At 70.3% G+C, this 25118-nt stretch carries 23 protein-coding genes, 1 tRNA gene and 1 other RNA gene; 8 read left to right on the plus strand and 17 right to left on the minus strand.

Annotation, left to right across the window (positions count from 1 at the left end):
• Nucleotides 1–8: 8 nt before the first annotated feature.
• The 15 genes from murG to D8I30_RS01790 all read right to left on the minus strand — a co-directional run bounded on the left by murG (nucleotide 9) and on the right by D8I30_RS01790 (nucleotide 16664).
• Nucleotides 9–1100 carry an undecaprenyldiphospho-muramoylpentapeptide beta-N-acetylglucosaminyltransferase gene (murG, locus tag D8I30_RS01720; protein ID WP_121483343.1) on the minus strand — a complete coding sequence of 364 codons (1092 nt, stop codon included), beginning with the start codon at nucleotides 1098–1100 and terminating at the stop codon, nucleotides 9–11.
• Between the two features lie 160 nt (nucleotides 1101–1260).
• On the minus strand, nucleotides 1261–2442 hold the full coding sequence (ftsW, locus tag D8I30_RS01725; RefSeq protein ID WP_121481200.1) for a putative lipid II flippase FtsW: 1182 nt from the start codon (nucleotides 2440–2442) through the stop codon (nucleotides 1261–1263).
• Entirely contained in the window at nucleotides 2439–3836 is a 1398-nt protein-coding gene (murD, locus tag D8I30_RS01730; protein WP_121481201.1) for a UDP-N-acetylmuramoyl-L-alanine--D-glutamate ligase, read from the minus strand. The genes ftsW and murD overlap by 4 nt, the downstream gene beginning before the upstream one ends.
• A 4-nt stretch (nucleotides 3837–3840) precedes the next feature.
• Nucleotides 3841–4950: a phospho-N-acetylmuramoyl-pentapeptide-transferase gene (mraY, locus tag D8I30_RS01735; RefSeq protein ID WP_121481202.1), complete on the minus strand. Its 1110-nt coding sequence runs from the start codon at nucleotides 4948–4950 to the stop codon at nucleotides 3841–3843.
• A 12-nt stretch (nucleotides 4951–4962) separates the two neighbouring features.
• Nucleotides 4963–6405: a UDP-N-acetylmuramoyl-tripeptide--D-alanyl-D-alanine ligase gene (locus D8I30_RS01740; protein WP_121481203.1), complete on the minus strand. Its 1443-nt coding sequence runs from the start codon at nucleotides 6403–6405 to the stop codon at nucleotides 4963–4965.
• Nucleotides 6398–7858: a UDP-N-acetylmuramoyl-L-alanyl-D-glutamate--2,6-diaminopimelate ligase gene (locus D8I30_RS01745; RefSeq protein ID WP_121481204.1), complete on the minus strand. Its 1461-nt coding sequence runs from the start codon at nucleotides 7856–7858 to the stop codon at nucleotides 6398–6400. Before D8I30_RS01745 ends, D8I30_RS01740 begins: the two co-directional genes overlap by 8 nt.
• Nucleotides 7855–9633, minus strand: a complete 1779-nt coding sequence (locus tag D8I30_RS01750) for a peptidoglycan D,D-transpeptidase FtsI family protein (RefSeq protein WP_121481205.1) — start codon at nucleotides 9631–9633, stop codon at nucleotides 7855–7857. Before D8I30_RS01750 ends, D8I30_RS01745 begins: the two co-directional genes overlap by 4 nt.
• Nucleotides 9630–10043 carry a cell division protein FtsL gene (gene ftsL, locus D8I30_RS01755; protein WP_121481206.1) on the minus strand — a complete coding sequence of 138 codons (414 nt, stop codon included), beginning with the start codon at nucleotides 10041–10043 and terminating at the stop codon, nucleotides 9630–9632. The genes D8I30_RS01750 and ftsL overlap by 4 nt, the downstream gene beginning before the upstream one ends.
• The gene (gene rsmH, locus D8I30_RS01760; RefSeq protein ID WP_121481207.1) at nucleotides 10040–11002 is read right to left on the minus strand and encodes a 16S rRNA (cytosine(1402)-N(4))-methyltransferase RsmH; all 963 of its coding nucleotides are present in this window, start codon (nucleotides 11000–11002) and stop codon (nucleotides 10040–10042) included. Before rsmH ends, ftsL begins: the two co-directional genes overlap by 4 nt.
• Nucleotides 10999–11487, minus strand: a complete 489-nt coding sequence (locus D8I30_RS01765; RefSeq protein ID WP_121481208.1) for a division/cell wall cluster transcriptional repressor MraZ — start codon at nucleotides 11485–11487, stop codon at nucleotides 10999–11001. Before D8I30_RS01765 ends, rsmH begins: the two co-directional genes overlap by 4 nt.
• 380 nt (nucleotides 11488–11867) lie before the next feature.
• Nucleotides 11868–12244, minus strand: an RNA gene (gene rnpB, locus D8I30_RS01770) — RNase P RNA component class A.
• Between the two features lie 285 nt (nucleotides 12245–12529).
• Nucleotides 12530–13291 carry an N-acetylmuramoyl-L-alanine amidase gene (locus tag D8I30_RS01775; protein ID WP_121481209.1) on the minus strand — a complete coding sequence of 254 codons (762 nt, stop codon included), beginning with the start codon at nucleotides 13289–13291 and terminating at the stop codon, nucleotides 12530–12532.
• 10 nt (nucleotides 13292–13301) lie between these two features.
• Nucleotides 13302–13625 carry a hypothetical protein gene (locus tag D8I30_RS01780; RefSeq protein WP_240387286.1) on the minus strand — a complete coding sequence of 108 codons (324 nt, stop codon included), beginning with the start codon at nucleotides 13623–13625 and terminating at the stop codon, nucleotides 13302–13304.
• A gap of 120 nt (nucleotides 13626–13745) precedes the next feature.
• Nucleotides 13746–15545, minus strand: coding sequence for a signal peptide peptidase SppA (gene sppA / locus D8I30_RS01785; protein WP_121483344.1), 1800 nt, complete (start codon nucleotides 15543–15545; stop codon nucleotides 13746–13748).
• 345 nt (nucleotides 15546–15890) lie between these two features.
• Nucleotides 15891–16664: an SIMPL domain-containing protein gene (locus tag D8I30_RS01790; protein ID WP_121481211.1), complete on the minus strand. Its 774-nt coding sequence runs from the start codon at nucleotides 16662–16664 to the stop codon at nucleotides 15891–15893.
• Between the two features lie 184 nt (nucleotides 16665–16848).
• Between D8I30_RS01790 and D8I30_RS01795 the strand changes: the two genes are divergently transcribed.
• Nucleotides 16849–16924: transfer RNA gene (locus D8I30_RS01795), tRNA-Ile, on the plus strand.
• Between the two features lie 42 nt (nucleotides 16925–16966).
• Here D8I30_RS01795 and D8I30_RS01800 read toward each other — a convergent pair.
• Complete coding sequence (locus tag D8I30_RS01800; protein ID WP_121481212.1) at nucleotides 16967–17290, minus strand: UrcA family protein; 324 nt, start codon at nucleotides 17288–17290, stop codon at nucleotides 16967–16969.
• A 214-nt stretch (nucleotides 17291–17504) separates the two neighbouring features.
• On the opposite strand from D8I30_RS01800, the gene D8I30_RS01805 reads away from it, so the two are divergent.
• From D8I30_RS01805 to D8I30_RS01835, 7 genes are all read left to right on the plus strand, one after another.
• Entirely contained in the window at nucleotides 17505–18002 is a 498-nt protein-coding gene (locus D8I30_RS01805; RefSeq protein ID WP_121481213.1) for a GAF domain-containing protein, read from the plus strand.
• A 77-nt stretch (nucleotides 18003–18079) separates the two neighbouring features.
• On the plus strand, nucleotides 18080–18973 hold the full coding sequence (locus D8I30_RS01810; protein ID WP_121481214.1) for an ROK family protein: 894 nt from the start codon (nucleotides 18080–18082) through the stop codon (nucleotides 18971–18973).
• A gap of 67 nt (nucleotides 18974–19040) precedes the next feature.
• Nucleotides 19041–19718, plus strand: a complete 678-nt coding sequence (locus tag D8I30_RS01815; protein ID WP_121481215.1) for an SDR family NAD(P)-dependent oxidoreductase — start codon at nucleotides 19041–19043, stop codon at nucleotides 19716–19718.
• On the plus strand, nucleotides 19718–20536 hold the full coding sequence (locus D8I30_RS01820) for an HpcH/HpaI aldolase/citrate lyase family protein (RefSeq protein ID WP_121481216.1): 819 nt from the start codon (nucleotides 19718–19720) through the stop codon (nucleotides 20534–20536). The genes D8I30_RS01815 and D8I30_RS01820 overlap by 1 nt, the downstream gene beginning before the upstream one ends.
• A gap of 207 nt (nucleotides 20537–20743) precedes the next feature.
• Nucleotides 20744–22807, plus strand: coding sequence for a capsular polysaccharide biosynthesis protein (locus D8I30_RS01825; RefSeq protein WP_240387287.1), 2064 nt, complete (start codon nucleotides 20744–20746; stop codon nucleotides 22805–22807).
• Nucleotides 22808–22881: 74 nt separating this feature from the next.
• Nucleotides 22882–24027 (plus strand): beta-ketoacyl-ACP synthase III, encoded by a 1146-nt coding sequence (locus D8I30_RS01830; protein WP_121481218.1) that lies wholly within the window; start codon nucleotides 22882–22884, stop codon nucleotides 24025–24027.
• A gap of 101 nt (nucleotides 24028–24128) precedes the next feature.
• On the plus strand, nucleotides 24129–24401 hold the full coding sequence (locus D8I30_RS01835; protein ID WP_121481219.1) for a hypothetical protein: 273 nt from the start codon (nucleotides 24129–24131) through the stop codon (nucleotides 24399–24401).
• Nucleotides 24402–24475: 74 nt separating this feature from the next.
• Here D8I30_RS01835 and D8I30_RS01840 read toward each other — a convergent pair whose 3' ends face one another.
• Entirely contained in the window at nucleotides 24476–25009 is a 534-nt protein-coding gene (locus tag D8I30_RS01840; RefSeq protein ID WP_121481220.1) for a porin family protein, read from the minus strand.
• Between the last annotated feature and the right edge of the window lie 109 nt (nucleotides 25010–25118).

Here is a 25118-nt window from a genome sequence, read left to right on the forward strand (position 1 = left end):
GAGAGGGTTCAGGAGGCCGCCTCGACCAAATCGGCCAGCCGCTGCGCCGCGTCGGGGATCGCCACCGACCGCGCCGCCGCCGACATCGCCGCCAGCGTCGCCGGGTCCGCCAGCATCTCCTCCAGCGCCGCCGTCAGGCTCTCGACCGTCAGGTCGTCCTCGGCGATCACCCGCGCCGCCCCGGCGTCGGACAGGGCGCGGGCGTTCAGGGTCTGGTGGTCGTCCATGGCGATCTTAAGCGGGATCAGCACCGACGGCAGGGCCGCCACCGCCAGCTCCGAACAGGTCGAGGCCCCGGCCCGGCCGATGACCAGGTGCGCCTTCGACAGGCGTTCGGCCATGTCGCGGAAGAAGGGCGCCACCTCGGCCTCGATCCCGGCGTCGAGATAGATCTGGCGCGCGCTCTCCAGCGTCTCGGGGCGCGACTGCTGCTGCACCTTCAGCCGGTCGCGGATCGCCTCGGGCAGGGCCGCCAGGGCGCGCGGCGCGGTCTCGGACAGGATGCGGGCGCCCTGGCTGCCGCCGGTGACCAGCACATGGATCGGGCCGTCGGCGCTGGGCGCGGCGTAGGCCCGGTCGAACAGGGCGCGGATGTCCGGGCGCACCGGATTGCCGACGACCTTGGCTCGCGCCTTCACCTTGTCCGAGGCGCGCCCCAGCGTCGGAAAGGCCGAGGCCACCGTCCCCACGCTGGACGCCAGGAAGCGGTTGGTGCGGCCCAGGACCGCGTTCTGCTCATGGATCAGGGTGGGGCGGCGCGTCGCCACGGCGGCGACCAGGGCCGGCGCCGACGGATAGCCGCCGAAGCCCACCACCACGTCCGCCCCGATACGGTCGAACGCGGCCTTGGCCTGGCCCACGCCCTTGAGGATGGCCACGCCCGCCTTCAGCAGGCCGATCGGCCCCGAGCCCGTCGCCGCGTCCAGCGCCAGACGCTCCTCGGCCGGAAAGGCGTGGGCGTATTGCTCGCCGCGCCGGTCGGTGGCCAGCACCACGCGCCAGCCGCGCGCCGACAGCTCGCGCGCCAGGGCCTCGGCGGGGAACATATGGCCGCCGGTGCCCCCGGCGGCGACGACGCAGACCTTGGTCTTGGCGGTCATGAACACCTCAATCTGTTGGCCGCCCCCTTAGAGACGAGCCCAGCCGCACGCTCAACCGTCATCCCGGCCGCAGCGCAGCGAAGAGCCGGGACCGCCCAAGGCGCGGCGTTTTCAGCGGTCCCGGATAGCCCTGCGGGCTTCCGGGATGACAGGGAGCGGATCACGGCAGCAGGCGGCGACGCGGGGCGACGTTGGAGCCCAGTTCATAGGCCCCCGGCCGGCGCCGGGTCAGGGCCAGGGCGAACCCCATGGTCAGCCCCATGGCCATCATGGACGAGCCGCCATAGCTGATGAAAGGCAGGGTCATTCCCTTGGTCGGGATCAGGTTCAGGTTCACGGCGATGTTGATGCAGGCCTGCAGCCCGATCAGCATGAACAGCCCCGCCGCCGCCGTCTGCTCGAACGAGTCGTTCAGCTTCATCGCCTTCCTCATCCCGCGGATGACGATGAAGGCGTAGAGGCCGATCATGATCAGCGACAGGACCAGGCCGAACTCCTCGGCCCCGACGGAATAGATGAAGTCGGTGTGCAGGTCGGGCACGTGGCGCTTCATCACGCCTTCGCCGATGCCGCGCCCGACCAGCCCTCCGGCGCGGATGGCCTCCGACGCGCGGTCGATCTGGTGGGTGTCGGTGGTCTCGGGCGACAGGAAGCGGCTCAGGCGGTCGCGCATGTGGCTGAACATGAAATAGAGCGACACCACCCCGCCCGCGCCCGCCGCCGCCAGGGCCGCGACCCATTTCAGCGGCACCCCGGCCATGAAGAAGACGGCCATGAAGGTGGTGGTGATCAGAAGGGTCTGGCCGATGTCCGGCTGGATCAGCAGGAGGCCCACCGTCAGCGCCCACAGGCCGAAGGCGATGCTGACGCCCGGCACGCCCTCCCCCTTCTGGGCCTCGGCGAACATCCAGGCCGCGAAGACGATCAGGCCGGGCTTGGCGAACTCGGACGGCTGCAGGCTGAACGGCCCCAGGTTCACCCAGCGCGCCGCCCCCTTCACCGTGTCGCCGATGAAGGGCAGGGCCGCCATGACGACGATGGCGCAGCCCAGCGCCAGCACCGCGATGCGTCGCACCCCGCGCGGCGACAGCAGCGACGCCCCCAGCATCAAAGCGCCGCCCATGGTCGCCCACACCAGCATCCGCCAGGAATAGTGGAAGGGATCGGTGATCGACTCATCCGCCAGGATGGCCGCCGGGCTGGAGGCGAAGCTCAGCGCCACGCCCAGGGCGACCAGCGTCAGCGCCGCGCCCAGCAGGCCGCGATCCACCGTCCAGAACCAGCGCGCGATCAGACTCTGATCGTTGCGGGAAAAGGGATGGCTGTAGCTGTTGTGCGTCATGCGGCGGGCTCCGGCCGGGCGCCCAGGGCCAGGACGGCGGCGCGGAACGCCTCGCCCCGGACCTCGAAATCGGGAAACTGGTCGAAGCTGGCGCAGGCGGGCGACAGCAGGACGACCTGCTCGCCCCCGGCGGCGGCCGCGTCGGCGGCGGCCAGTTCGACGGCGCGCTCCATGGTGTGGGCGACGACGTGCGGCGCATGGGCCAGGGTCACGGCGAAGGCGTCGGCGGCCTCGCCGATCAGATAGGCCTTGGCCACGCGGGGGAAGAGGTCGCGCAGGGAGTCGATCCCGCCTTCCTTGGCCTTGCCGCCCGCGATCCAGAAGACGGAGGCGTAGGAGGCTAGAGCCTGTCGCGCGGCGTCGGCGTTGGTGGCCTTGGAATCGTTGATGAAGCGGATGGAACCCAGACGGCCCACGGCCTCCATCCGGTGCGCCAGGCCGGGGAAGGTTTGTAGCCCTTCCACCGCCGCCTCATGCGACACGCCCAGCGCCCGCGCGGCGGCATAGGCGAAGGCCGCGTTCTGGGCGTTGTGCCGTCCGGGCAGCGAGCGGGCCTGGGTTAGGTCGGTCAGCAGCACGCCGTCCGCCGACAACGCTCCAGCCGCCGCCACATACCCTTCTCCCACAAGGGGAGAAGGAAGGGACGTCACCGTCTCCACCCGTCGTCCGCTCGCCCGCAGATCGGCCGCGATCCCCTGCCCCCAGGCCTCGTCCACGCCGACCAGGGCCAGCGCCTCCGCCCCCTGCGCCTGGAAGATGCGGCGCTTGGCGGCGACATAGCCCTCCATGCCGCCGTGGCGGTCCAGATGGTCGGGGCTGATGTTGGTCAGGATGGCCACGTCGGGCGCGAAGCTCGTCGTCAAATCCAGCTGATAGGACGAGACCTCGATGACATAGACCGCCTCGGGCGTCGGCGCCGGCAGGGCCAGGACCCCGATGCCGATGTTGCCGCCGATATGGACGCTCAACCCCGCCGACTTCAGCACCCAGCCGATCAGGGCCGTGGTGGTCGACTTGCCGTTGGTGCCGGTGATGGCGACGACGCGCGGGCGCTGCCCTTCCGGCAAGGCCGCCAGCGCCCGGGCGAACAGCTCGACGTCGCCGATGACCGGCACCCCCGCCGCATGGGCGCGCTCGACCGTCCAGTGCGGCCGGGGATGGGTCAGGGGCGCGCCGGGCGACAGGACCAGGGCGGCGAAGCCCGACCAGTCGGCGCGGGTCAGGTCCTCCACCACAAAGCCCTCGGCCTCGGCCTGCATCCGGCCCGAGACGCCGTCGTCCCACAGCACCGGAATGGCCCCGCCCGCCTGCAACGCGCGCGCGGCGGTGATCCCGGACCGGCCCAGGCCGAAGACCGCGACGCGACGCCCCTCGAAGCCGGGAACGGGGACCATTGGATCAGCGCAGCTTCAGCGTGGCCAGGCCGGCCAGGGCCAGCATGGCGGCGACGATCCAGAAGCGGATGACGACGGTGGATTCCGGCCAGCCCATCTTCTCGAAATGGTGGTGGATCGGCGCCATCAGGAAGATGCGCTTGCCGGTCATCTTGTAATAGCCGACCTGGATCATGACCGAGGCCGCCTCGACGACGAACAGGCCGCCGACGATGCCCAGCACCAGCTCGTGCTTGGTGGCCACGGCCATGGAGCCCAAGGCGCCGCCCAGGGCCAGGGAGCCGGTGTCGCCCATGAAGATCTTGGCCGGCGGGGCGTTGTACCAGAGGAAGCCCATGCCCCCGCCGATGATGGCGGCGCAGAAGATGGCCAGCTCGCCCGCGCCGGGCACGAAGTGGACCTGCAGGTATTCGGCGAACAGGAAGTTGCCGACTAGGTAGGAGATGACGCCGAAGGCGCCCGCCGCCATCATCACCGGCACGATGGCCAGGCCGTCCAGGCCGTCGGTCAGGTTCACCGCATTGGAGAAGCCGACGATCGTGAAGGCGGCGAAGATCACGTAGAACCAGCCGATGTTCAGCAGCACCGCCTTCAGGAAGGGGAAGGCGATCGAGGTCTCGAGCCCCGGCGAGGTCGGGGACTGGGTCATCCACAGCACGGTCAGCACGCCGGCGATCACCGCCACCACCGTCTGGGCCAGGAGCTTCTGCTTGGACGTCAGCCCCGCCGAGGTCTGCTTGGTCACCTTGGCGTAGTCGTCGATGAAGCCCAGCACGCCGAAGGCGGCGGTCACCAGGGACACGATCCAGATGTAGGGATTGGTCAGGTCGCCCCACAGGAAGACCGCCACGCCGATGCCGGCCAGGATCATCAGCCCGCCCATGGTCGGGGTGCCGACCTTGGAGAGGTGGCTGACCGGCCCGTCGTCGCGGATCGGCTGGCCCTTGCCCTGCTTGGCGCGGATCCAGTTGATGAAGCGGCTGCCCATGGCGACGGCGACGATCATGGCCGTGGCCATGGCCAGGGCGACGCGCACCGTCTGATACTGGATCAGGTGCAGCAGCGGATATTCCCGAGCGATATCCGCATAGTAGAGGTAAAGCAGGTAGAACATTATGGAGTGACCCTATCGCGTCGCGCGCGGCGCGCCGCTGTTTGAGGGGTTGTCGCCTTCGTCTTCAATTCCGAGCCTGGCCAGGGCCGCCGCGACCAGCGACGCCTTGGACCCGTTCGATCCCTTGACCATGACCGCGTCGCCCGGCTGGACCAGACTTTTCGCTTCCGCGGCCAGTTCGGCGGCGGTTTCGCGCCATTGGCCCCGCAGCGACGGCGGAAGGATGTCGTAAAGCAGGCGCATCTGCGGTCCCGCCGCGTGCACCACGTCCAGTCCGGCCGCCGCGATGGCCGGAGCCAGGCCCTCGTGCAGGGCGCGGCTGTGCTCGCCTAGCTCCAGCATGTCGGTCAGGACGACGACGCGACGACCGCCCGGCCCGACGGGCTTGGCGCCCAGGCTGACGAAGCCCGCCTTCATCGACAGCGGATTGGCGTTGTAGCTCTCGTCGATCAGGGTGAAGGCGCCGCCGGGCACTGCGACCGTCTTCATCTGGCCGCGACCGGCCAGCGGCTGGAAGCCGGCGAGGGCCTGCAAGGCGGTGTCCAGCGACACGTCCAGCGCCTGCAGCATCAGGATGACGCACAGGCTGTTCAGGCCCCAGTGAACGCCCGACTGGGCCAGGCGATACTCGATCCGCTGACCGTCCAGCTCGGCCGTGACGGTCGCGCCCTCGCTGCCGGGCGTGAAGTCCAGCAGACGCGCGTCGCAGCCCGCCTCGCGGCCGAAGGTGCGGACGACGGCCCCCGCGTCCAGCGCGCCCTGACGCACGATGTCGGCATAGGCGTCGGCGGCGTTGACCACGGCGATCCCGCCGGGGACCAGCCCCTGGAAGATGGCGGCCTTTTCACGCGCCACGCCCGCCTCGCCGTCGGCGAAGGCCTCGATGTGCACCGGGCCGACCGTGGTGACGCAGGCGGCGTGCGGGCGCACGAAGGCCGACAGCGGCCCGATCTCGCCCGGATGGTTCATGCCGATCTCGAACACGGCCCGGTCGGTGCCGTGCGCCGTCCGCGCCAGGGTCAGGGGCACGCCGATGTGGTTGTTGTAGCTCTTGATCGAGGCGTGACTGGACCCGGCAAGATCGAGGCCCGCCTTGATCGCCTGGGTCACGCTGGTCTTGCCGACGCTGCCGGTGACGGCGCCGCGCAGGCGGGCGCGCTCGCGCGCGGCGACGCCCAGCGCCTCCAGCCCTTTCAGGGTGTCGGGCACCAGGACATAGGGCCCGCCCTCCACGGGTCGGTCGACCAGGGCGAGCGCGGCCCCGGCGGCGAAGGCGGCGGACGCGAACTCATGCCCGTCGCGCGCGCCGTGCAAGGCCAGGAACAGGTCGCCCGGCTGAATCTCGCGGCTGTTGTAGGTCAGGCCCGAGACATCAGCGTCGGGTCCGTGGAGTTGGCCGCCGGTCGCCGAGGCGATGGCTTCGGCGGTCCAGAGCGGCGTTTGGGCGTCAGGCATGGTCGCGCAGGGCTTCGGTCGCTTCGGTGGCGTCGTCGAAAGGATGCACGACCCCGCCGACGATCTGACCCTGTTCATGCCCTTTTCCGGCGATCACGACCACATCTCCTTCGCGCATCAGCGATACGGCGTGGCGGATGGCCTCGCGGCGGTCGCCGATCTCCAGGGCGTCGGGGCAGCCGGCGCGCACCTGGGCGCGGATGGCGGCGGGGTCTTCCGAGCGTGGATTGTCGTCGGTGACGATGGCCACGTCGGCCAGGCGTCCGGCGATCTCGCCCATCAGCGGCCGCTTGGCCCGGTCGCGGTCGCCGCCCGCGCCGAAGACGACGATCAGACGGCCGGTCGCGTGGGGGCGCAGGGCGTTCAGCACCGTCTCCAGCCCGTCGGGGGTGTGGGCGTAGTCGACATAGACCTCGCCGCCCCGCTTGGCTTCGCCCGGAATGCGTTGCAGGCGGCCTTGGGCGCCCTGGATCAGCTCCAGCGCCGGGATGACCCGGTCGGGGTCTTCGCCGCCGGCGATGCACAGGCCCGCCGCGACCAGGGCGTTGGACGCCTGGAACGCCCCCGCCAGCGGCAGCAGAATGTCATGCACCCGGCCGCGCGCGTCGAGGGTCAGGCGCTGGCCCTCCGGCGTCGCCCGGCGCGCCAGCAGGGTCAGGTCGCGCCCGCGCTCGCCCACGCCCATGACGCCCAGCCCCGCCATGATCGAGGCCGAGGCGAAGGCCGAATAGGCGTCGGAATCGGCGTTCAGCACGGCGGTGCGGCCGCGCGGCAGCAGGGCCTCGAACAGCCGCAGCTTGGCGGCGCGGTAGTCCTCCATGGTGCCGTGATAGTCGAGGTGGTCCTGGGTCAGGTTGGTGAAGCCCGCGGCGCGGATGGCCACCCCGTCCAGTCGCCGCTGCTCGATGCCGTGGGACGAGGCCTCCAGCGCCAGGTGCGTCACCTCCTTGCGGGCCAGTTCGGCCAGCAGGCGGGCGGCCTCGGCGGCGTCGGGGCTGGTCAGGCCGGGGCCGGTCAGGGCATAGGTCTTGTCGCCCTTCTGGCCGACGACGCCCAGGGTGCCCATGCTGGCCGACTTCAGGCCCATCCCCGCCCAGATCTGGCGGCAGAAGTTAGCGACCGAGGTCTTGCCGTTGGTGCCGGTCACCGCGACGCAGGTGCGCGGCTGGGCGCCGTAGAAGGCGCGCGCGGCGATGGCGTAGGCCCGATGCACGTCGCCCGATCCGACCAGGACCGGGGCCGCGCCCGCAGGCGTGTCGGACGGGGCCAGGACAGCGACCGCCCCTTTTGCGAGCGCCTGGGGGATGAAGGCGCGGCCGTCGGCCTGCGTCCCGGGCAGGGCGACGAACAGGGCGCCGGGCACGACCTGTCGGCTGTCGGCGGTGACGGCGGTGATCTCGGGGTCTGACGAGACGTCGCGGCGCAGCAGTTCGGAGAGGCGAAGAGGGCTCATCGGCCGTCGCCCTCCACGTCCTCGAACTCGGGAATCTTTTCGCCGAGGGCGGTCGACCAGCGGTCGGCCTTGCGCTCGACGCCCAGGAAGCCGGCGATGCGGTCGGCGATGCGGCCCACGACGGGCGCGGCGACATAGCCGCCGGTGCGCGGATAGGTCCCCGGCTCGTCCATCAGCACGAAGACGGTGTAGCGCTTGGCGTTGACCGGCCCGTCGGCGGGGAAGACCCCGGCGAAGGTGCCGACGGCCGTGGCCGGGTCATAGCGGCCGTTGACCAGCTTATTGGCCGAGCCCGTCTTGCCGCCCATGCGCAGGCCCGGCGCGTCGGCGAACCGGCCCGAGCCGCGCGTCACGTTGCGGCGCATCAGGTCCAGCATGGTCGTCGAGGTCTCGGCCGAGACCACCTGGCGCGTCGCGGCGTTCGGACGACCGCCCTTGCGCAGGGTCGGGGCGACGTAGCGGCCGCCGTTCACCAGGGCGCCGTAGGCCGCCACATACTGGATCGGCGTGACCATGATGCCGTAGCCGAAGGACAGCGACGCCAGGGTGCTGTCGTCCCACTTGCGCACCTTGGGCGGACTGGCCGATTCCTTCAGCTCGATCGGCGCGGCGTCCAGCAGGCCCAGGCGGCGGAAGTAGTCGCGCATCACGTCGCCGCCCATCTCGACCGCCAGGCGCGAGGTGCCGATGTTGGACGAGTGCAGATAGACCTCCTCCAGCGTCAGCACCTTGTTGGTGGCATGGTAGTCGGTGATGCGGCGCTTGCCGATCTGCAGCGCCTGGGAGGCGTCGAACAGGGTGTTCATGTCGGCGCGGCCGGTGTCGATGCCGGCGGCGACGGTGAAGCTCTTGAACACCGAGCCCATCTCATAGTGGGCCGAGGTGACGCGGTTCAGCAGCGCGTCTTCCGGGGCGGCGTTGCGGCGGTTGGCGTCGTAGGTCGGCCACGACGCCATGGCCAGGATCTCGCCGGTCTGGACGTCGGCGACCACGGCGATGGCGCCCTTGGCCTTCACCTGTTCGGCGGCGATGGCCAGTTCGTTCTCGACCACGCCCTGAACCCGCAGGTCGATGGACAGCTGGAAGTCCTCGCCGGCGGCGCCCGCCGCGCGGATCTCCTTGTCGAAGGCCAGCTCGGCGCCGGCCACGCCCTCGCCGCCCGTGTCCGACCGGCCGATCAGGTGCACGGCCGAGGTGCCCAGCGGATAGACGCGGCGGTCTTCCGGCTCGAACGTCACCCCGCCCAGGGCCAGGGCGTGGACCACGCGGCGCTCGGCCGGGGTCAGGCCGTTCAGCACGATCAGGCGGCGCTCCCCGCCCAGCACCTTGTCCAGACGGCTGGCCGAAATGCGCGGCAGGGCGCGGCGCAGCTGGGCCTTGGCGGCCGGGATGTCCCAGACCTCCCGCGGATCGATGTAGAGGCCGTAGTGGGTGATGTTCGTCGCCAGCAGCCGGCCGTTGCGATCCACCAGATCGGCGCGCGTCAGGGCGCCCGGATGGAATCCCGCGCCCGATCCGCCGCGCGGCGCCAGCAAGGCCGCGTGCGCCGCGCCCAGGGTCAGGCAGGCGAAGACCACGCAGAAGGCGGCCATGATCACGAAGATGCGGACGCGGGTGTCCTCTTCCGGGCGAGCGTCGGCGCGGGCGCGCTCGAACGAATGCTCCAGGTTCCAGACGACGGCGGCGACCCAGCGCCCCCAGGCCGCCATGGCGCCGCCCAAGGTGGCCGACGGCCGCGCGCGATAGCCCATGCCGTGATGGTCATGCACGCTCATTGCACGACCTCCGCCGCAGGGTCGGCCGCGGGCGCGGGCGCGGGCGCGACGGGCGGCGCGACCGGCTTCTCCACCGCCGGCGGCGGCGCGATCTCGGTCAGGGCCGCCTCGCCCGCCTGCTTCTTCACGTCGACCGGCCCCAGGCCGATCTCGCGCGACAGGGCCTCCAGACGCGCGGGCTGCTCCAGGCGCGTGACCTCGGCGCGCAGCAGGCGGACCCGCTGCCGGTTCTCACGGATGTCGCGCTCGATGCGGCTGATCTCGGCGCTTTCGCGCGCGGCGGCCGCCTTGGCGATATAGACCGAGAAGACCAGGGCCAGGACGCAGGCCACGCCGATGATCTCGACGCAGCGCACGCCGCGCACCTTCCACTCGAACAGACGCTGGACCGGGGCGGGCACGGCGATCATGCGCCCCTCCCCTTCGCCGCGCCCCACGCCGGTGCGTCCGTCCGCACCGCCGCGCGAAGCTTGGCCGAGCGGGCGCGGGGGTTGGCGGCCAGCTCGGCCTCGCCCGCCTCGCGCGCGCCCTTGAACAGCAGATCGAAGCTGGGCTTGCGCGTCTCCACCGCAACCGGCGCATGGCGCGAGCCGCCCGGCGCATTGCCGGTGCGCTCGGTCAGGAAGGCCTTGACCATGCGGTCTTCCAGCGAATGGAAGGTGACGACGACCAGTCGCCCGCCGGGCGCCAGCGTCGCCTCGGCCGCCTCCAGCCCGCGCTCCAGCTCGCCCAGTTCGTCGTTGACGGCGATGCGCAAGGCCTGAAACACGCGGGTCGCGGGATGGATGGCCGCGCCGCGGCGCCCGCCCAGAGCCTTTTCCACCACCTCGGCCAGATCGAGCGTGCGGGTGAACGGCTGCTCGACCCGGCGGCGCAGGATGGCCGCAGCCACCCGGCCCGACTGGCGTTCATCGCCGTACAGCTTGAAGATATGGGCCAGCGGCCCGTGGTCCCAGGTGTTGACGATGTCGGCGGCGGTCTCGCCCTCGTCGCTCATCCGCATGTCCAGCGGCCCGTCGCGCATGAAAGAGAAGCCGCGCTCGGCCTGGTCCAACTGCATGGACGAGACGCCGATGTCGAAGACGGCGCCGTCCAGCTTCGCCTTGCCGCTCTCGGCGAACGCCTCGGCCAGACCGGAGAAGGGCGTCCGGATCAGCTGGAAGCGATCGGGGAAGTCGCGCGCCACGGCCTCGGCGAACGGCTGCACCGTCGGGTCGCGATCCAGAGCCACGACCTCGGCGCCGCGCTCAAGGATGGCGCGGGTGTAGCCGCCGGCTCCGAAGGTGGCGTCGATGATGACGTCGCCCGGCTTGGGGGCGAGCGCCTCGATCACCTCGGCCAGCAGGACGGGCGCGTGCGAAGAGGTCATGCCGCCCCTCCCGACTTCGCCGCCAGCGCCTGACCTTGGGCCTGACGACGCATCTCGCCGAACTGCTTCAGGCCCTCGCGCGCCATGCGGCGCTGCTCGGCGCGGTGCGCGGCCCACTTGTCCTTGTTCCAGATCTGGAAGCGCTCGCCGACGCCGTAGATGACGACCGTGTCGGACAGGTCGACCTCGGCGCACAGATGTTCCGGCAGGGTGATGCGGCCGCCCGAGTCATAAGCCAGCGGCTTCTGCTCGCCGAAGATCGAAGCCTCCAGCGCCGAGCGGTAGGGGTCGCCGAACGGCAGGCTCTCGATCACGGTGCGATATTCGGCGAACAGCTTGTCGCCGCCCGCTTCAAGGCAATCGGCTTCGATGGAGGGGAAGCAGAAGACGCCGTGCTCAGCGCCGTTCTCAGCCGTACGGAATTCCTGGGGGATGAGGAGACGGCGCTTGCCGTCCAGCTGCTTCTCGTAGGTCGAGAGAAACACGCCCTGCCCTATCGAACCCTGCGGCCCGTCCCTGAAATCCGTTGAAAAGCCCACGCGTCGGGCTTCAGCCCCTACTCATGAACCATTGGGATAGCATGGGATCAGATGGGTCTCAATGGGATCAGTTGACGTGCTTTAACCTAATTTGCGGTTGGCGAGGGCCGTCGGGCCCGCGAAACCAGAACATACATGGAACAAATAGAGTATTCACAGGCTGTGGACGGCTTCTAACGCCACGGTTTCAACGGAATGGTTAATGAGGAGAGACAACCCTCTCCCGATGGGAGAGGGTTTAGCCTCAACGCCCTCAAGCAGGCCGAACGGCCGTTAGGGCGACAATAAAGCCCTCAAGCAGCGCGAAGCGCGGTAGGGCAAGATATAATGCCAGACGGCCTGTAAGCCGGGTTCTGTTCCGCTCGAAAGCGGCGACGATCATTCCTCTGGGCCGGCCATTGCTGGACGGCTCTCGCGACCTACCCGGACGCCTGGGGCGGTGAGCCCTGCGGCCGAGGCCGCGCGACGTCCCTATTTGGTCTTGCTCCAGGCGGGGCTTGCCATGCCGTCGACGTTGCCGCCGACGCGGTGGGCTCTTACCCCACCCTTTCACCCTTCCCCGGGCCGAAGCCCAGGCGGTTTGCTTTCTGTGGCGCTATCCCTCGGGTCGCCCCGGGCGGGCGTTACCCGCCGCCTTTTCACCGTGGAGCCCGGACTTTCCTCGACAGGAGCAAGCCCCCGCCGCGACCGCCCGGCCGTCTGACGCGGCCTAAGTGCGCGCGAACGGGGCGAAGGTCAATGTGAGAGACGAAGCGCCACCCTCTCCCTCCCCGTCCCGGGGAGGGTGGTTGAGCCGGAAAGGGCGAAACCGGGTGGGGACGGCAGGGCGATGCGGACGCGACAGGCGGACGGCTGGATCCTCGGGTCAAGCCCGAGGATGACGGCGGAAAAAACGGATCGGGTGGCGCCTGTATCACCCAGCCGCCCCCACCCGGTCGCTGCGCGACCACCCTCCCCGGGACGGGGAGGGAGAGGCGTCGCGGCCGTGTTAATCCAGCACGCCCGTCACGCTCTCGACGGCGGCCAGTTGCAGCAACCCCACCAAACGCGCGCGGGTCTCGCCGTCGGCCACGCCGTCGACGCGGTCCGGCCGCCAGTGGCGCTGGAAGGCCTCGACCGTCAGGCGCGTCTCCTCGTCATAGGCGCCGCCCGGCTGAAGTCCGTAGCCCAGGCGGTGCAGGCCCGAGCGCAGCACGATCACCCCCAGCCCCTCGTCCCCCGGTGACAGGGCCGCGCCGAGGGCGCCGATGCGCTCGGCCGCCGGCTCGAACCACAGGCCGTGCCCGGCCTCGGCCAGGCGCTTCCAGGGGAAGAGCTCGCCCGGGTCCTGCTTGCGCTCGGGCGCCATGTCGGAGTGGGCGATGATGCGGGCGTCGGGGATGGACCAGCGCGTGCGGATGTCGCCGACCAGGGCGATCACCGCCTGGAGCTGCGCCTCGAGAAAGGGGCGATAGCCGAACTCGTGGCCCGGGTTGACGATCTCGAGGCCGATGGAGGCGCCGTTGACGTCGGTCTCGCCCTGCCAGGCGCCGCGGCCCGCGTGCCAGGCGCGGCGCTCCTCGGGCACCAGGCGCAGGACCGAGCCGTCCTCGTCGACGACATAGTGGGCCGAGACCTTGGCCTCGGGGTCGCGCAGGCGGGCGATCGCCTCCTCGGCCGTGGGCATGCCCGTGTAGTGCAGCACCAGCATGTCCGGCGGGCCGCGCCGGGCGTCGAAGTTCGGGGACGGCGCGTCGGTGTAGGAAGTCATGAGGCCGCTGTCAGCGCCCTTCCTTTTCCCAGCCGTAGGCCACCCAGGTGTCGCCGACCTTCTTGGCGTCGATGACGCCCTCGTCGCGACGGCGGCGCGCGGTCATGGCGCGGCGGGCGCGCAGGGCGAAGCCGGCGAAGAAGACCAGGACGCCCGCCACCACGGCGATCATGGCCACGGCGGCGGCGGTGAAGACGGCCAGCAGGGCACCGACCGTGACGGCCAGGGCGGTGGCCACCAGGCCCGCGAGCCAGACGAAGGGCGCCAGGACGCTGGAGCCGGGCCGACGGCGCGCGTTGAAGCCAAGCTGGCCCATCGGGTCGGACTGGATCATGAACTCAAAGCCTCTCTCGGCGCCCTGATGAACGCCTGAAGGCGCAATGTCGGTCCATCGACCTGAACGGTCAATGGACTGCGACATCACGCATCAGTCACATTTGCGGTCGCGGAAGCCTCAGAAGACCGGCTGGTCGGCCAGGACCACGGCGCCGCGGCTGCGCAGACGGTCGGCCTCGACGCGGTTCAGCATGGCCTGGGCGGCGGGGTCGCCCATGACCTGGCCGACCCTGACCATGGCCTCGGCGGCCTGGCCCGAGGCGCCGAAGGCCGAGGCCAGGGCCTCCCACGGCGACAGCGGCGTCGGGAAGCGCTTGAAGCGGACGTTCTCCGACGCCGGAATCTTGGCCAGGTCGCGCGCCTTGGCGACGGCCTCGTTCAGGCCGCCCAGCTGGTCGACCAGGCCCAGGCCGTGCGCCTGGGCGCCGGTCCAGACGCGGCCCTTGGCGATCTCGCGCACGCGCTCGACCGGCAGCTTGCGGCCCTTGGCCACGCGGGCGACGAACTCTTCGTAGATGCGGTCCATCGAGGCGGCGAAGGCGGCGCGCTGGCCCTGATCGAAGCCTTGCGTCGAGGTGAAGGCGTCGGCGTAGTCGCCGCCGACCGACAGGCCCCGCATGTCCACGCCGAACCGGCCCAGGGCGTCGGCCAGCACGAACTTGCCGCCGAAGACGCCGATCGAGCCGGTCAGGGTCGAGGGCTGGGCCACGATCCAGTCGGCCTCGGAGCTGACCCAATAGCCGCCGGACGCGGCATAGGCGCCCATGGACACCACCACCGGCTTGCCCGCCGCCTTGGCCGCGCGCACGGCGGCCAGAATCTGCTCGGACGCCTCGGGCGAGCCGCCCGGCGAGGAGACGCGGAAGACGATGGCCTTCACGTCCTTGTCCTCGATGGCGTCATAGATGGCCTTGGCCGTGTCGTCCGAGCGGATGTTGGAGCCGCCGCCGAAGGGCGAATCATTGGCGCCGCGGCCGGTCATGATGGCGCCCTCGCCGCCGACGATGGCGATGGCCGACTTGGCCGTCCCCGAGCCCGAGGTCGTGCGCGTGCCCTTCAGCGAGGCGTAGTCGCCGAAGGCGACGATCTTGGCGCCCTTGCCCGCCTTCTCCTTGGCGGCGGCCTCGGCCTCCTCGACCTGGCCGATCTTGTCGACCAGCTTCAGCGACAGGGCCTGATCGGCCGAATAGGGGCCGGCCTCGACGACGGCCTTCAGGGCCTCGGGCGTGGTCTTGCGGTCGCGGGCGATGTTGGCGATGGCGCTGTCGTGGATGGAGCCCATCCAGGCCAGCATGGCCTCGCGGTGCGGGGCGGTGAAGTCGCTCTGGGTGAATTCGTTGACGGCGTTCTTGTATTCGTAGCGCTGCTCGAAGTCGGCCTTGACGCCGTACTTCTGGAAGGCGCGGCCCAGGAAGAGGCTATCGGTCGCCAGGCCCACGGCCTGGAAGTTGGCGGTGTTTTGCAGCCACAGCTGGTCGGCCGAGGCGGCGACCATATAGCTGGACATGACAGCGCCCACGGGCATGAAGCCCTGGCTGTGGGCGATGACCGTCTTGCCCGAGGCGCGGAAGCGGGCGATCGCCTGGCGCACCTCGTCGGCCGAGGCGGGCGTCATCCCGGCCTCGGGCGCGCGCACCAGCAGGACCTTCACATTGTCGTCCTTCTCGGCCTGGGCCAGGACGTCGACGACCTGGATCACCGACAGGCTGGGCCCGCCGAAGGAGGCGAAGGGATTGGCCGAGGTCTGGTCGCTCAGGCCGCTGCGCAGGTCCAGCTCCAGCACCGTATGGGCGGGCGTGGTCGGCTTGGAGGCGCTCGCCGCCACGGCGAAGAACAGGATGGCCACGACCGGCAGGACGATGAAGAAGGCCACAAGCCCGGCGAAGACGCCGAGCATGGTGAGGAAGAACTGCTTCATGAGGAGGCGGGCGTCCAGGATCGCGGCCACAGGCGGCCAAGGTCCAAGAATAAGGCCCCTATCGGGCGCGTCAAATGACGGCTCGGTAATGGTGGTGCAGAAACGCATCCCCTCTCCCGGCGGGAGAGGGCTTGAGCCTCCAAGAGCCGGAGGCGATTGGCCAAGGCGACCCGAAGGGCGGCGCGGAGCAGCCAAAGGGTGAGGGGCTTGTCCTTTCCGTCGGCGCAAGCCGCCGCGCGACGGCCTTCGGCCGACTTCACCCAGGAACCCTCACCCTTTCGCGCAAGAACGATCGCTTCGCTCTCGTGCGCTCAAGCCCTCTCCCAATAGGAGAGGGTTCGGAGATTAGCGCCCGATGTCATACGTCCCGCTGATGTCGATGCGCACGGTCAGTTCGCCCGCCGAGACCGGCGTCGAGGCGGCGGAGTCCATGGCGACGCGGGCGTACATGGCGACGGGGCGCGGCGGCTCGGGCGCATAGCCGCCGCCCTCGGTCAGCGAGCGCACCTGGCCCAACTGCACCCCCAGGGCCTGGGCGTACAGCCGCGCCTTGTCCTGCAAGGCGCGCACGGCCAGCAGCCGCGCCTGGTCCTCGGCCGCCTTGGGGTCCTTCAGGCCGAAGCCGATGCCGTCGATCTGATTGACGCCCGCCGCGACCACGGCGTCGGCGGTCGTTCCGACCTTGGCCAGGTCGTTGATCGTCACCGTGACGCGGTTCGAGGCCTGATAGCCGCGCAGCTTGGGCGGCTCGTTCTGCTGATAGTCGTACTGCGCCGACAGGTTCAGGCCCGAGGTCTGGATGTCGCGCTCGGCGATGCCGGCGCGGCGCAGGGCGGCGACCACGCGGGTCATCTGCTGGGCGTTCTGGGCCATGGCCGCCTGGGCGGTCGCAGCCTCGGTGACGACGCCGAAGTTGATGGTCGCCTGATCTGGCGCGACCTTGACCTCGCCATAGGCCGACAGGTTCAGAGCGGGTTGCTGGACCATGGCGTGCATCATCGGCATCGGGGAGGCGCCGCCGGGCTGGGATTGAGCAGACGCGACGGCCGGCGCCGCCAGGGCCATCAGGGCCGTGCCCAAGGTCGTGCCCAGCATCAGGGCGCGCGCGGTGCGGGTCATCGAAGTCTCCGTCGTGATTTCAGCCGGCGTCGGCGCCGACCGTTGAGCCTACCTTGGCCTTTTCAGGCTGAACCAACGCGCCCGCCCCCCATGCAGGTTCCATTCATCGACGTGAAAACCCTGACAGGTCCGCGGCGTCTTTGCAGCCGCCGCGCCGCCTGCTAGGCACGTCTCCCTGCTTCGGGGGCCCGTAGCTCAATGGTTAGAGCCGACCGCTCATAACGGTCTGGTTGGGGGTTCGAGTCCCTCCGGGCCTACCACCCTCAATGAAGAACCGTCGCTGAAAGAGGCGCGTCGCTGGTCTAGCGCCCGCGACGGCGTTCGATCTGGGCCAGGCGCACCGCGCGCCAATCGGCGGGCGGCAGGGCGGCGACCAGGGCATGTTCGACATGGGCTCGGCACTGATGCGGCGCGCCGGCCGCGCGAGGAGTGACGACGACGCGATGGCGATCACAATAGTGGGCCGCGGCCGCCTGAATCCGGCCCGCCAGAATGGCCGCGTCCTCGGGCCGTTCCAGGGTCAGGTCGCCGAACGAGACGCGCATGGCGTCGTCGGCGTCCGCAGCGGAGGGGGCGACGGGAGGGGCTGCAGCCAGAGCCAGGGCGGCGGCGACGGCGGTGAACATATGCGTTTTCCTTCAGTTGTCAGCGGCCGGAAGGCCTGTTCCCGAAAGAGACCGCGCGCGCCCGCCTCGGATGCAGGCGTGCGCGTTAAATCCTTGTCATCATTACGTCTTTCCTGAAGCGCTTGCCTCCATCGCGGGTGATCCGGCCGAGAGCGGCTTGGCCCCCGGAGCGCGGCGCCCTAGGGAGAAGCGATTGCCGTCCCGAGGAAACCGCATGTCCTACGTCGCCCGCGACGACCGCCCCGCCGACAAGGCCGAACGCTATGCCGAGGTCGAGGCCGAGATTCTGGCCGTGCTGGACGGCGAGCCGAACCTGACGGCGCGCATGGCCACCGTCGCCTCCATGCTGGCCGACGCCTTCCCGGCCTTCTTCTGGACCGGCTTCTACGTGGTGGACGCGGCCAAAGAGGAGGAGCTGGTGGTCGGCCCCTATCAGGGGACGCTGGGCTGCCTGCGCATTCCCTTCGCGCGCGGCGTGTGCGGCGCGGCGGCCCGCACGCGCCAGACCCAGGTGGTCGAGGACGTCCACGCCTTCCCCGGCCACATCGCCTGCGACAGCCGCTCAGCCAGCGAGATCGTGGTGCCGGTGCTGGACGCCGCGGGCGGCCTGATCGCGGTTCTGGACGTGGACGCCACCGAGAAGGCCGCCTTCGACGCCGTGGACGCCGAGGCGCTGGAGCGGCTGATGGCCAAGGTGTTCGGCGCGGGCTGAGGCCATTCTCCTACCCTCTCCCATCGGGAGAGGGTTCCGCACACGACGCCCGACGCCTCTCGTGCTACCTCCCGGCCATGCGGATCGGAATCGACTTCGGCGGCACCAAGATCGAGGCGGCGGCGCTGGACGAGGCGGGCGCCTTCGCCGCGCGCATCCGCGAGCCCAACCCCGGAAGCTATGACGCCGCCCTGGCCCTGGTCGCCGACCTGGTACGCCGGGTCGAGGCCGAGGCGGGCCCGGCGCGCTCGGTCGGGCTGGCCATACCGGGGTCGCCCTCGCCGCGCACCGGCATGATCCGCAACGCCAACTCCGTCTATCTGAACGGCCGCCGCTTCGCCGAGGACCTGCAGGCCGCGCTCGGCCGCCCGGTGCGGCTGGCCAACGACGCCAACTGCCTGGCCCTGTCGGAGGCCGCCGACGGCGCAGGCGCGGGCGCCGCCAGCCTGTTCGGCGTCATCCTGGGCACCGGCTGCGGCGGAGGACTGGTCATCGACGGCAAGCTGGTCGAAGGGGCGCACGGGGTCGCCGCCGAGATCGGCCACATCTCCCTGCCCTGGCCCGCAGCGGAAGAAGCGCCCGGCCCCGCCTGCTGGTGCGGCCTGAGCGGCTGTCTGGAGACCTGGGTGTCCGGGACGGGCTTCCAGCGCGATCATGAAGCTGCGACCGGGCGGGCGTGGAAGGCGCAGGCGATCGTGGACGCGGCGCGTGCGGGCGATGCGGAGGCCGCCGCCGCCCTCGACCGCTATATCCAGCGGCTGGGACGCGGCCTGGCCATGGTGGTGAATCTGGCCGATCCGGAAGTCTTCGTGCTGGGCGGCGGGATGTCGAACGTGCTCGAGCTTTATGACCGCCTGCCGCAGGCCGTGGGCCGCCATGTCTTCTCCGACCACTGGGATGGGCGGATCGTCCCGGCCAGATGGGGCGATTCCTCGGGCGTGCGCGGGGCCGCGCGCCTGTGGGGCGATTGACGCCGGGGCGATTGATACGGGCGCGGCCGCCGCTATGGTCCGCGGCGAACCGATAGGGATAGAGACGATGGACAAGCGAGTCGTGGCGATCACCGGGGGGCACGGCGCCCTGGGCCGGGCCGTGGTCGAGGCGGCGCAGGCGCGCGGCCTGTCGGTCGCCGTCATCGGCCGCACGCCGGCGCGCACGCCCACCGAGGGCGTTCTGGAGGTCGACGGCGTCGACCTGACCGACGCCGCGCAAGCGAAGGCGGCGATCGAGGCCGTCATCGCCCGCTTCGGCCGCCTGGACGCCCTGCTGAACATCGCCGGCGGCTTCGTCTGGAGCCCGGTCGAGGGCGACGAGGATGCGTTCGACCGGATGTACGCCCTCAACCTCAAGACGACGCTGAACGCCAGCCGCGCCGCCCTGCCCCATCTGAAGGCCTCGCCCGAGGGCCGCATCGTCAACGTCGGCGCCAATGGCGCGATCAAGGCCGGGCACGGCATGGGCGCCTACGCCGCCTCCAAGGCCGGGGTTCACCGCCTGACCGAGGCCCTGGCCGAGGAGCTGAAGTCGACCTCGGTGACGGTCAACGCCGTCCTGCCCTCCATCATCGACACGGCGGCCAACCGCGCCGACATGCCCGACGCCGACCCGAAGAAATGGGTCGCGCCCGCCGACCTGGCCGCCGTCATCCTGTTCCTGGCCTCGCCCGAGGCGCGGGCGGTGACGGGCGCCCTGATCCCCGTCACGGGCAAGGTCTGATGCGCGCGCGCAGCGTCCTCTACCTGCCCGCCTCCAATGAAAGGGCGGTGCAGAAGGCGCGCGGCCTGGCCTGCGACGTGGCGGTGCTGGACCTGGAGGACGCGGTCGCGCCCGAGATGAAGGCCGAGGCCCGCGCGGCCGCCGTCGCGGCGGCGCACGAGGGCGGCTTCGGCCCGCGCCTGGGCGTGCGGATCAACGGCCTCGACACGCCGTGGGGCGCCGACGACCTGGCGGCCCTGCAGGACGCCCCCGTCGACCTGATCATCGCCCCCAAGGTCGAGAGCGCGGCCATGGTCCGCGCCCTGTCGGAGGGAATGCGCCCCGGCGTCGCCCTGTGGGCCATGATCGAGACGCCGCGCGCCCTGGTGGACCTGCGCGCCATCGCCGAGGCGGGCGGGGCGCTGACCGGCCTGATGCTGGGCGTCAACGACCTGGCCAAGGATCTGAAGACCGGCGCCTCGCCCGACCGCGAGCCGCTCAAGCCCTGGCTGGCGGCGGTCGTGGCCCATGGGCGCGCCAACGGCCTGAGCGTCATCGACGGGGTGTTCAACCGCATCAAGGACGAGGCGGGGTTCGCGGCCGAGTGCGCGCAGGGCAAGCTCTATGGCTTCGACGGCAAGAGCCTGATCCATCCGTCGCAGATCGAGGGGGCGAACGCCGCCTTCGGACCGTCGGCTGACGAGGTGGAATGGGCCCGCAAGGTCGTCGCCGCCTTCGCCGCGCCCGAAGCCGCCGGGCTGGGCGTCATCCGCGTCGAGGGCGAGATGGTGGAGCGGCTGCATCTGGCCCAGGCGCAGGATTTGCTGGCCGACCTTTAAACCCTTCTCCCCTTGTGGGAGAAGGTGGGCGCCGGAGGCGCTCGGATGAGGGGTTGCGGGACCTTCAACGCGGCGCCTTCATCCGAGGTCAGAGACACCCCTCATCCGTCAGCCCACGGGTCAAGCCCGAGGGCTGCCACCTTTTCCCACAAGGGGAGAAGGAAGCATGGGGTGGCGCCTTCCTACGGCAGACCGTAGACAACCCCCATGACCGCACCGCTTCCGCCCCCCTCCAAAATCCGCGCCTGGGTCTGTGCGCCGGGGGTGCTGAAGGTTCCTTTCCTCTCCGCCTTCCTGCCCGATTACGACTTCTCCCCCCTGCCCGGCCCCCAGGCCGAGGCCGTGCTCGGCTGGGGCATGAAGCCGACGGCGGCGGCGGGGCGGCGCTGGGCGGAGAAGCGCGGCAAACCCTATGTCGCGCTGGAGGACGGCTTCCTGCGCTCGGTCGGCATCGGCGAGAGCAGGGCGACCAGCCTCAGCCTGATCGTCGACGACCTGGGCGTCTATTACGACGCCACCCGGCCCAGCCGTCTGGAGCATCTGATTCAGACCGCGCCCGACTGGTGCGACGCCGCCATGAAGACCCGCGCGCGCGACCTGATCGACCGCATCGTCGCCTCCGGCGTGTCCAAGACGAACATGGGCGGGCCGCTGGACCCCGGCCTGCTGAAGCCCGGCCGCCGGGTGCTGATCGTGGACCAGACCTTCGGCGACGCCTCCATCGGCTATGGCCTGGCGAGCGAGGCCAGCTTCTCGGAGATGCTGGCGACCGCGCGGCGCGACGAGCCGGAGGCCCAGTTGATCGTCAAGCGCCACCCGGCCGTGGCGGCGGGGCGCAAGTCGGGCTGCATCCCGGCGGACCAGCTTGAAGGCGTCACCCTGATCGACACCGACGTGCGGCCCGCCGACCTGCTGGCGGCGGTGGACGCGGTCTATGTCGTGACCTCGGCGCTGGGGTTCGAGGCCTTGCTGCGCGGCCTGCCGGTGCGCTGCTTCGGCGCGCCCTTCTATTCCGGCTGGGGGCTGACGACGGACGCGGTGCAGACCGGGCGGCGCGGCGTGGCGCGGGACCGGGAGCAGATCGCGGCGGCGGCCCTGATCGCCTATGCGCGCTATATCGATCCCGTGACCGGCCAGCGCTGCGAGGCGGAGCAGGCGCTCGAACGTCTGATCGCCCTGCGCGACCGGGCCGACCGGCTGGCCGGCGACTGGGCCGCCGTCGGCTTTGCCCCGGCCAAGCGCCCGCCGGTGCGGCGTCTGCTTAACTCGCCCAAGGGCCGCGTCCACTATTTCTGGCGCTCATCCGCCGCCGTCGCCCATGCGCGGGCGACGGGCGGCAGGCTGATTTGGTGGGCCGGCAAGGAGACGCCGCAGATCCGCGCCGCCGCCGACGCCTTCGAGGGCCCCGTCGTGCGCATGGAGGACGGCTTCATCCGTTCGCGCGGCCTGGGGTCCGACTTCTTCGGCGCCCTGTCCGTCGCCCTGGACGATCAGGGCGTCTATTACGACCCGACCCGGCCCAGTCGCCTCGAGAGCCTGATCGAGGCTGGCGAGCCGTCGTCGGATCAGGCCGCGCGGGCCGAGGCGCTTCGCGCCCGCGTGGTCGAGGCGGGCCTGTCGAAATACAATCTGAAGGGCGCGGGCGTCCCGGCGTCCTGGCCCAAGGACAGGCCGATCCTGCTGGTCGTGGGCCAGGTCGAGAACGACCGCTCGATCCTGATGGGCTGCGGCCCCGACATCCGCACCAACTCCGGTCTGGTGAAGGCGGCGCGGGCTGACCACCCCGACGCCTTCCTCATCTATCGCAACCACCCGGACGTGACGGCGGGCAACCGGCCGGGCCTGCTGGACCATGCGGCGATGGAGGAGGTGGACGCCTCGGCCGACGACCTGGACATCATCGACTGCCTGAACGCCTGCGACCGGCTGGCGACCCTGACCTCGCTGACCGGGCTCGAGGCCCTGATGCGGGGCAAGCCGGTCAGCGTCTATGGCCGCCCCTTCTATGCGGGCTGGGGCCTGACCGACGACCGGCTGACGTTCGAGCGCCGCACCCGCCGCGCCTCCCTGCAGAGCCTGATCCACGCGGCTCTGATCGGCTATCCCGTCTATGTCACGCCCGACGGTTGGCCGTGCGAGGCCGAGGACCTGGTCGAGGCGCTGATCGCCGCGCGCGACCATCCCCTGCCCGCCCCCCCGCGCGGCCGGATCAATCGTTGGTGGCGAGGGATCAAGGCCAGTCTCGACCGGAGCCTTCCCCCGGCCTATTGAGGAGGTTCGTCATCGCAACGGACCCTCCCTGAAGCAGCGAGGCGCCCCACGTCGAGCGATAGGGAAACAACACAGTGTCTAAAGCCGTCATCGCCGCCACCGGCCTGTTCACCCCGGACCAGTCGATCTCGAACGCCGAACTGGTCAGCGCCTACAACGCCTGGGCCGACGCCTGGAACGCCGAGAACGCCGAGGCCATCGCCATGGGCGAGGCAGAGCTGAAGACGCCCTCGTCCGAAGCCTTCATCGAGAAGGCCTCGGGCATCAAGTCGCGCTTCGTCATGGACAAGTCGGGCGTCCTCGATCCCGAGCGGATGCTGCCCAACCTGCCCGCGCGCGGCGACGACGAGTTGTCGATCCTGGCCGAGATGGCGGTGAAGGCGGCGCAGGACGCCATCAAGGCCTGGGGCAAGCCGGTCAGCGAGATCGGCGCCGTCATCTGCGCCGCGTCCAACATGCAGCGCCCCTACCCCGCCATGGCCATCGAGGTGCAGCAGGCGCTGGGCATCGAGGGCTTCGCCTTCGACATGAACGTGGCGTGCAGCTCGGCCACCTTCGGCATCAAGACGGCGGCGGACTTCGTGGCCTCCGGCTCGGTCAAGGCCGTGCTGATGGTCAACCCGGAAATCTGCTCGGCCCATCTGAACTTCAAGGACCGCGACAGCCACTTCATCTTCGGCGACGTCGCCACGGCCGTCATCATCGAGGCCGAGGACCAGGCCGGCCCCGGCGGCTGGGATATCCTGGGGACCAGGCTGCAGACGCAGTTCTCGAACAATATCCGCAACAATTTCGGCTTCCTGAACCGCGCCGCCCTGCCGACAGGCGAGAGCGAGCCGGTCCCGGCCGACGGCCTGACCGACAAGCTGTTCGTCCAGCAGGGCCGCAAGGTCTTCAAGGAGGTGGTGCCCATGGTCTCGGACATGATCCTGGACCACGCCGCCGAACTGGGCCTGGACCCTCAGGGGCTCAAGCGCCTGTGGCTGCACCAGGCCAACATCAACATGAACACCCTGATCGGAAAGAAGGTTTTGGGCCGCGAGCCCGAGGCGGAGGAGAACGTCATCATCCTGGACGACTACGCCAACACCTCGTCGGCCGGGTCGATCATCGCCTTCCACCTGCACCACGACGGCTTCGTTCCGGGCGACACGGGCCTGATCTGCAGCTTCGGCGCGGGCTATTCGGCGGGCACGGTTTTTGTGCAAAAGCGCGCCTGACCGGGGATAACAGGAATCATTATTTCCAGCGGCGCTTGCACTGTTCGCAGATTTTTGCAAATCGTAACGCCTTGTCGAGAACAAGGGGGGACGGCGCCCACATGACTCAGACAGAATTTATCTCGCCCTGGGCTGAAAAGCTCGACGATCCGTTGGCGCACGACGTGGCCACGGTGCTGCAACGCATGGGTGGATCAGCCCACCAGGACATGGTGGTCAACTGCGTGGCGGCGCTGAAGCGTCAGCGCGGCGAGTCGGTCACTCAGGATCTGCGTCACCGCATCATCGAAGTGTTCGAACGCTATCGCGAGTTCTTCTTCCGCCCCTTCGGCGAAGGCTCGCTGCGCTGGGCGCTGAAGGCCGAACTGGCCTGATCCGAGACGGTCCCAACGAAAAGGCCCGCTCCGTCGCCGGAGCGGGCCTTCGTCGTTTCAGGGATGCAGGCGTCTTAGAAGCGGCGGACGTAGTTCAACGAATAGACGTCCACCTCGCCGCCGTCGTCGGTGAAGTCGCGGCGGGTCCAGTCGCCGCGCACGCCGTTCTGGCCGTCGAAGAAGTAGTTGGCGCCGACGCCGTAGTTCCAGCTTTCGCCGTCGGCCTTGCTCTCGAAGCCCCCCAGTTCGGCCTTGATGCGGGTCGTGCCGTAGCCGCCGCGGGCGAACAGTTCGAAGTTCGGCGTCACAGGCAGGATCCCGACCACATAGGCGGCGGCGTCATAGTCGTGCTCCAGCTTGCCCGGGACCCCGGTGACGGTGAAGTCGTCGTCCTTGACCCCGATGGAGGCCTCGCCCTCGACGCCCAGATAGGGGTTGAGCCTGGCGCCCAGACGGCCGGTGACCGCGCCCAGGTCGCCGTCGGAATGGTCCAGCTGGGAATAACCGAGCGTGCCGTAGTAGGTCGGGCCGCCCGGCTGCACGACTTGGGCGGCCGCAGGCAGGGCGAATACAGAAAGGGTGGCGGCGGCGAGAATAACGTTACGCATGAGCTTAAATCACTCCTTATAGCGATGAACAGGCGCAGCCTGCTCACCCAGCGGAGAAACAAAGCCCGAGCGGTAAGCGTCGTTCCCGCTGCTTGATCAAGCAGCTGAC

This window comes from Brevundimonas naejangsanensis (genome assembly GCF_003627995.1).
In the GTDB taxonomy this organism is placed as follows: Bacteria; Pseudomonadota; Alphaproteobacteria; order Caulobacterales; family Caulobacteraceae; genus Brevundimonas; species Brevundimonas naejangsanensis_B.

Bases quoted from the DNA above. Each gene is read 5' to 3' on its own strand.
- murG (WP_121483343.1), bottom strand. From the start codon at position 1,100: ATGACCGCCAAGACCAAGGTCTGCGTCGTCGCCGCCGGGGGCACCGGC.
- ftsW (WP_121481200.1), bottom strand. From the start codon at position 2,442: ATGACGCACAACAGCTACAGCCATCCCTTTTCCCGCAACGATCAGAGT.
- murD (WP_121481201.1), bottom strand. From the start codon at position 3,836: ATGGTCCCCGTTCCCGGCTTCGAGGGGCGTCGCGTCGCGGTCTTCGGC.
- mraY (WP_121481202.1), bottom strand. From the start codon at position 4,950: ATGTTCTACCTGCTTTACCTCTACTATGCGGATATCGCTCGGGAATAT.
- D8I30_RS01740 (WP_121481203.1), bottom strand. From the start codon at position 6,405: ATGCCTGACGCCCAAACGCCGCTCTGGACCGCCGAAGCCATCGCCTCG.
- D8I30_RS01745 (WP_121481204.1), bottom strand. From the start codon at position 7,858: ATGAGCCCTCTTCGCCTCTCCGAACTGCTGCGCCGCGACGTCTCGTCA.
- D8I30_RS01750 (WP_121481205.1), bottom strand. From the start codon at position 9,633: ATGAGCGTGCATGACCATCACGGCATGGGCTATCGCGCGCGGCCGTCG.
- ftsL (WP_121481206.1), bottom strand. From the start codon at position 10,043: ATGATCGCCGTGCCCGCCCCGGTCCAGCGTCTGTTCGAGTGGAAGGTG.
- rsmH (WP_121481207.1), bottom strand. From the start codon at position 11,002: ATGACCTCTTCGCACGCGCCCGTCCTGCTGGCCGAGGTGATCGAGGCG.
- D8I30_RS01775 (WP_121481209.1), bottom strand. From the start codon at position 13,291: ATGACTTCCTACACCGACGCGCCGTCCCCGAACTTCGACGCCCGGCGC.
- D8I30_RS01780 (WP_240387286.1), bottom strand. From the start codon at position 13,625: ATGATCCAGTCCGACCCGATGGGCCAGCTTGGCTTCAACGCGCGCCGT.
- sppA (WP_121483344.1), bottom strand. From the start codon at position 15,545: ATGAAGCAGTTCTTCCTCACCATGCTCGGCGTCTTCGCCGGGCTTGTG.
- D8I30_RS01790 (WP_121481211.1), bottom strand. From the start codon at position 16,664: ATGACCCGCACCGCGCGCGCCCTGATGCTGGGCACGACCTTGGGCACG.
- D8I30_RS01800 (WP_121481212.1), bottom strand. From the start codon at position 17,290: ATGTTCACCGCCGTCGCCGCCGCCCTGGCTCTGGCTGCAGCCCCTCCC.
- D8I30_RS01805 (WP_121481213.1), top strand. From the start codon at position 17,505: ATGTCCTACGTCGCCCGCGACGACCGCCCCGCCGACAAGGCCGAACGC.
- D8I30_RS01810 (WP_121481214.1), top strand. From the start codon at position 18,080: ATGCGGATCGGAATCGACTTCGGCGGCACCAAGATCGAGGCGGCGGCG.
- D8I30_RS01815 (WP_121481215.1), top strand. From the start codon at position 19,041: ATGGACAAGCGAGTCGTGGCGATCACCGGGGGGCACGGCGCCCTGGGC.
- D8I30_RS01820 (WP_121481216.1), top strand. From the start codon at position 19,718: ATGCGCGCGCGCAGCGTCCTCTACCTGCCCGCCTCCAATGAAAGGGCG.
- D8I30_RS01825 (WP_240387287.1), top strand. From the start codon at position 20,744: ATGACCGCACCGCTTCCGCCCCCCTCCAAAATCCGCGCCTGGGTCTGT.
- D8I30_RS01835 (WP_121481219.1), top strand. From the start codon at position 24,129: ATGACTCAGACAGAATTTATCTCGCCCTGGGCTGAAAAGCTCGACGAT.
- D8I30_RS01840 (WP_121481220.1), bottom strand. From the start codon at position 25,009: ATGCGTAACGTTATTCTCGCCGCCGCCACCCTTTCTGTATTCGCCCTG.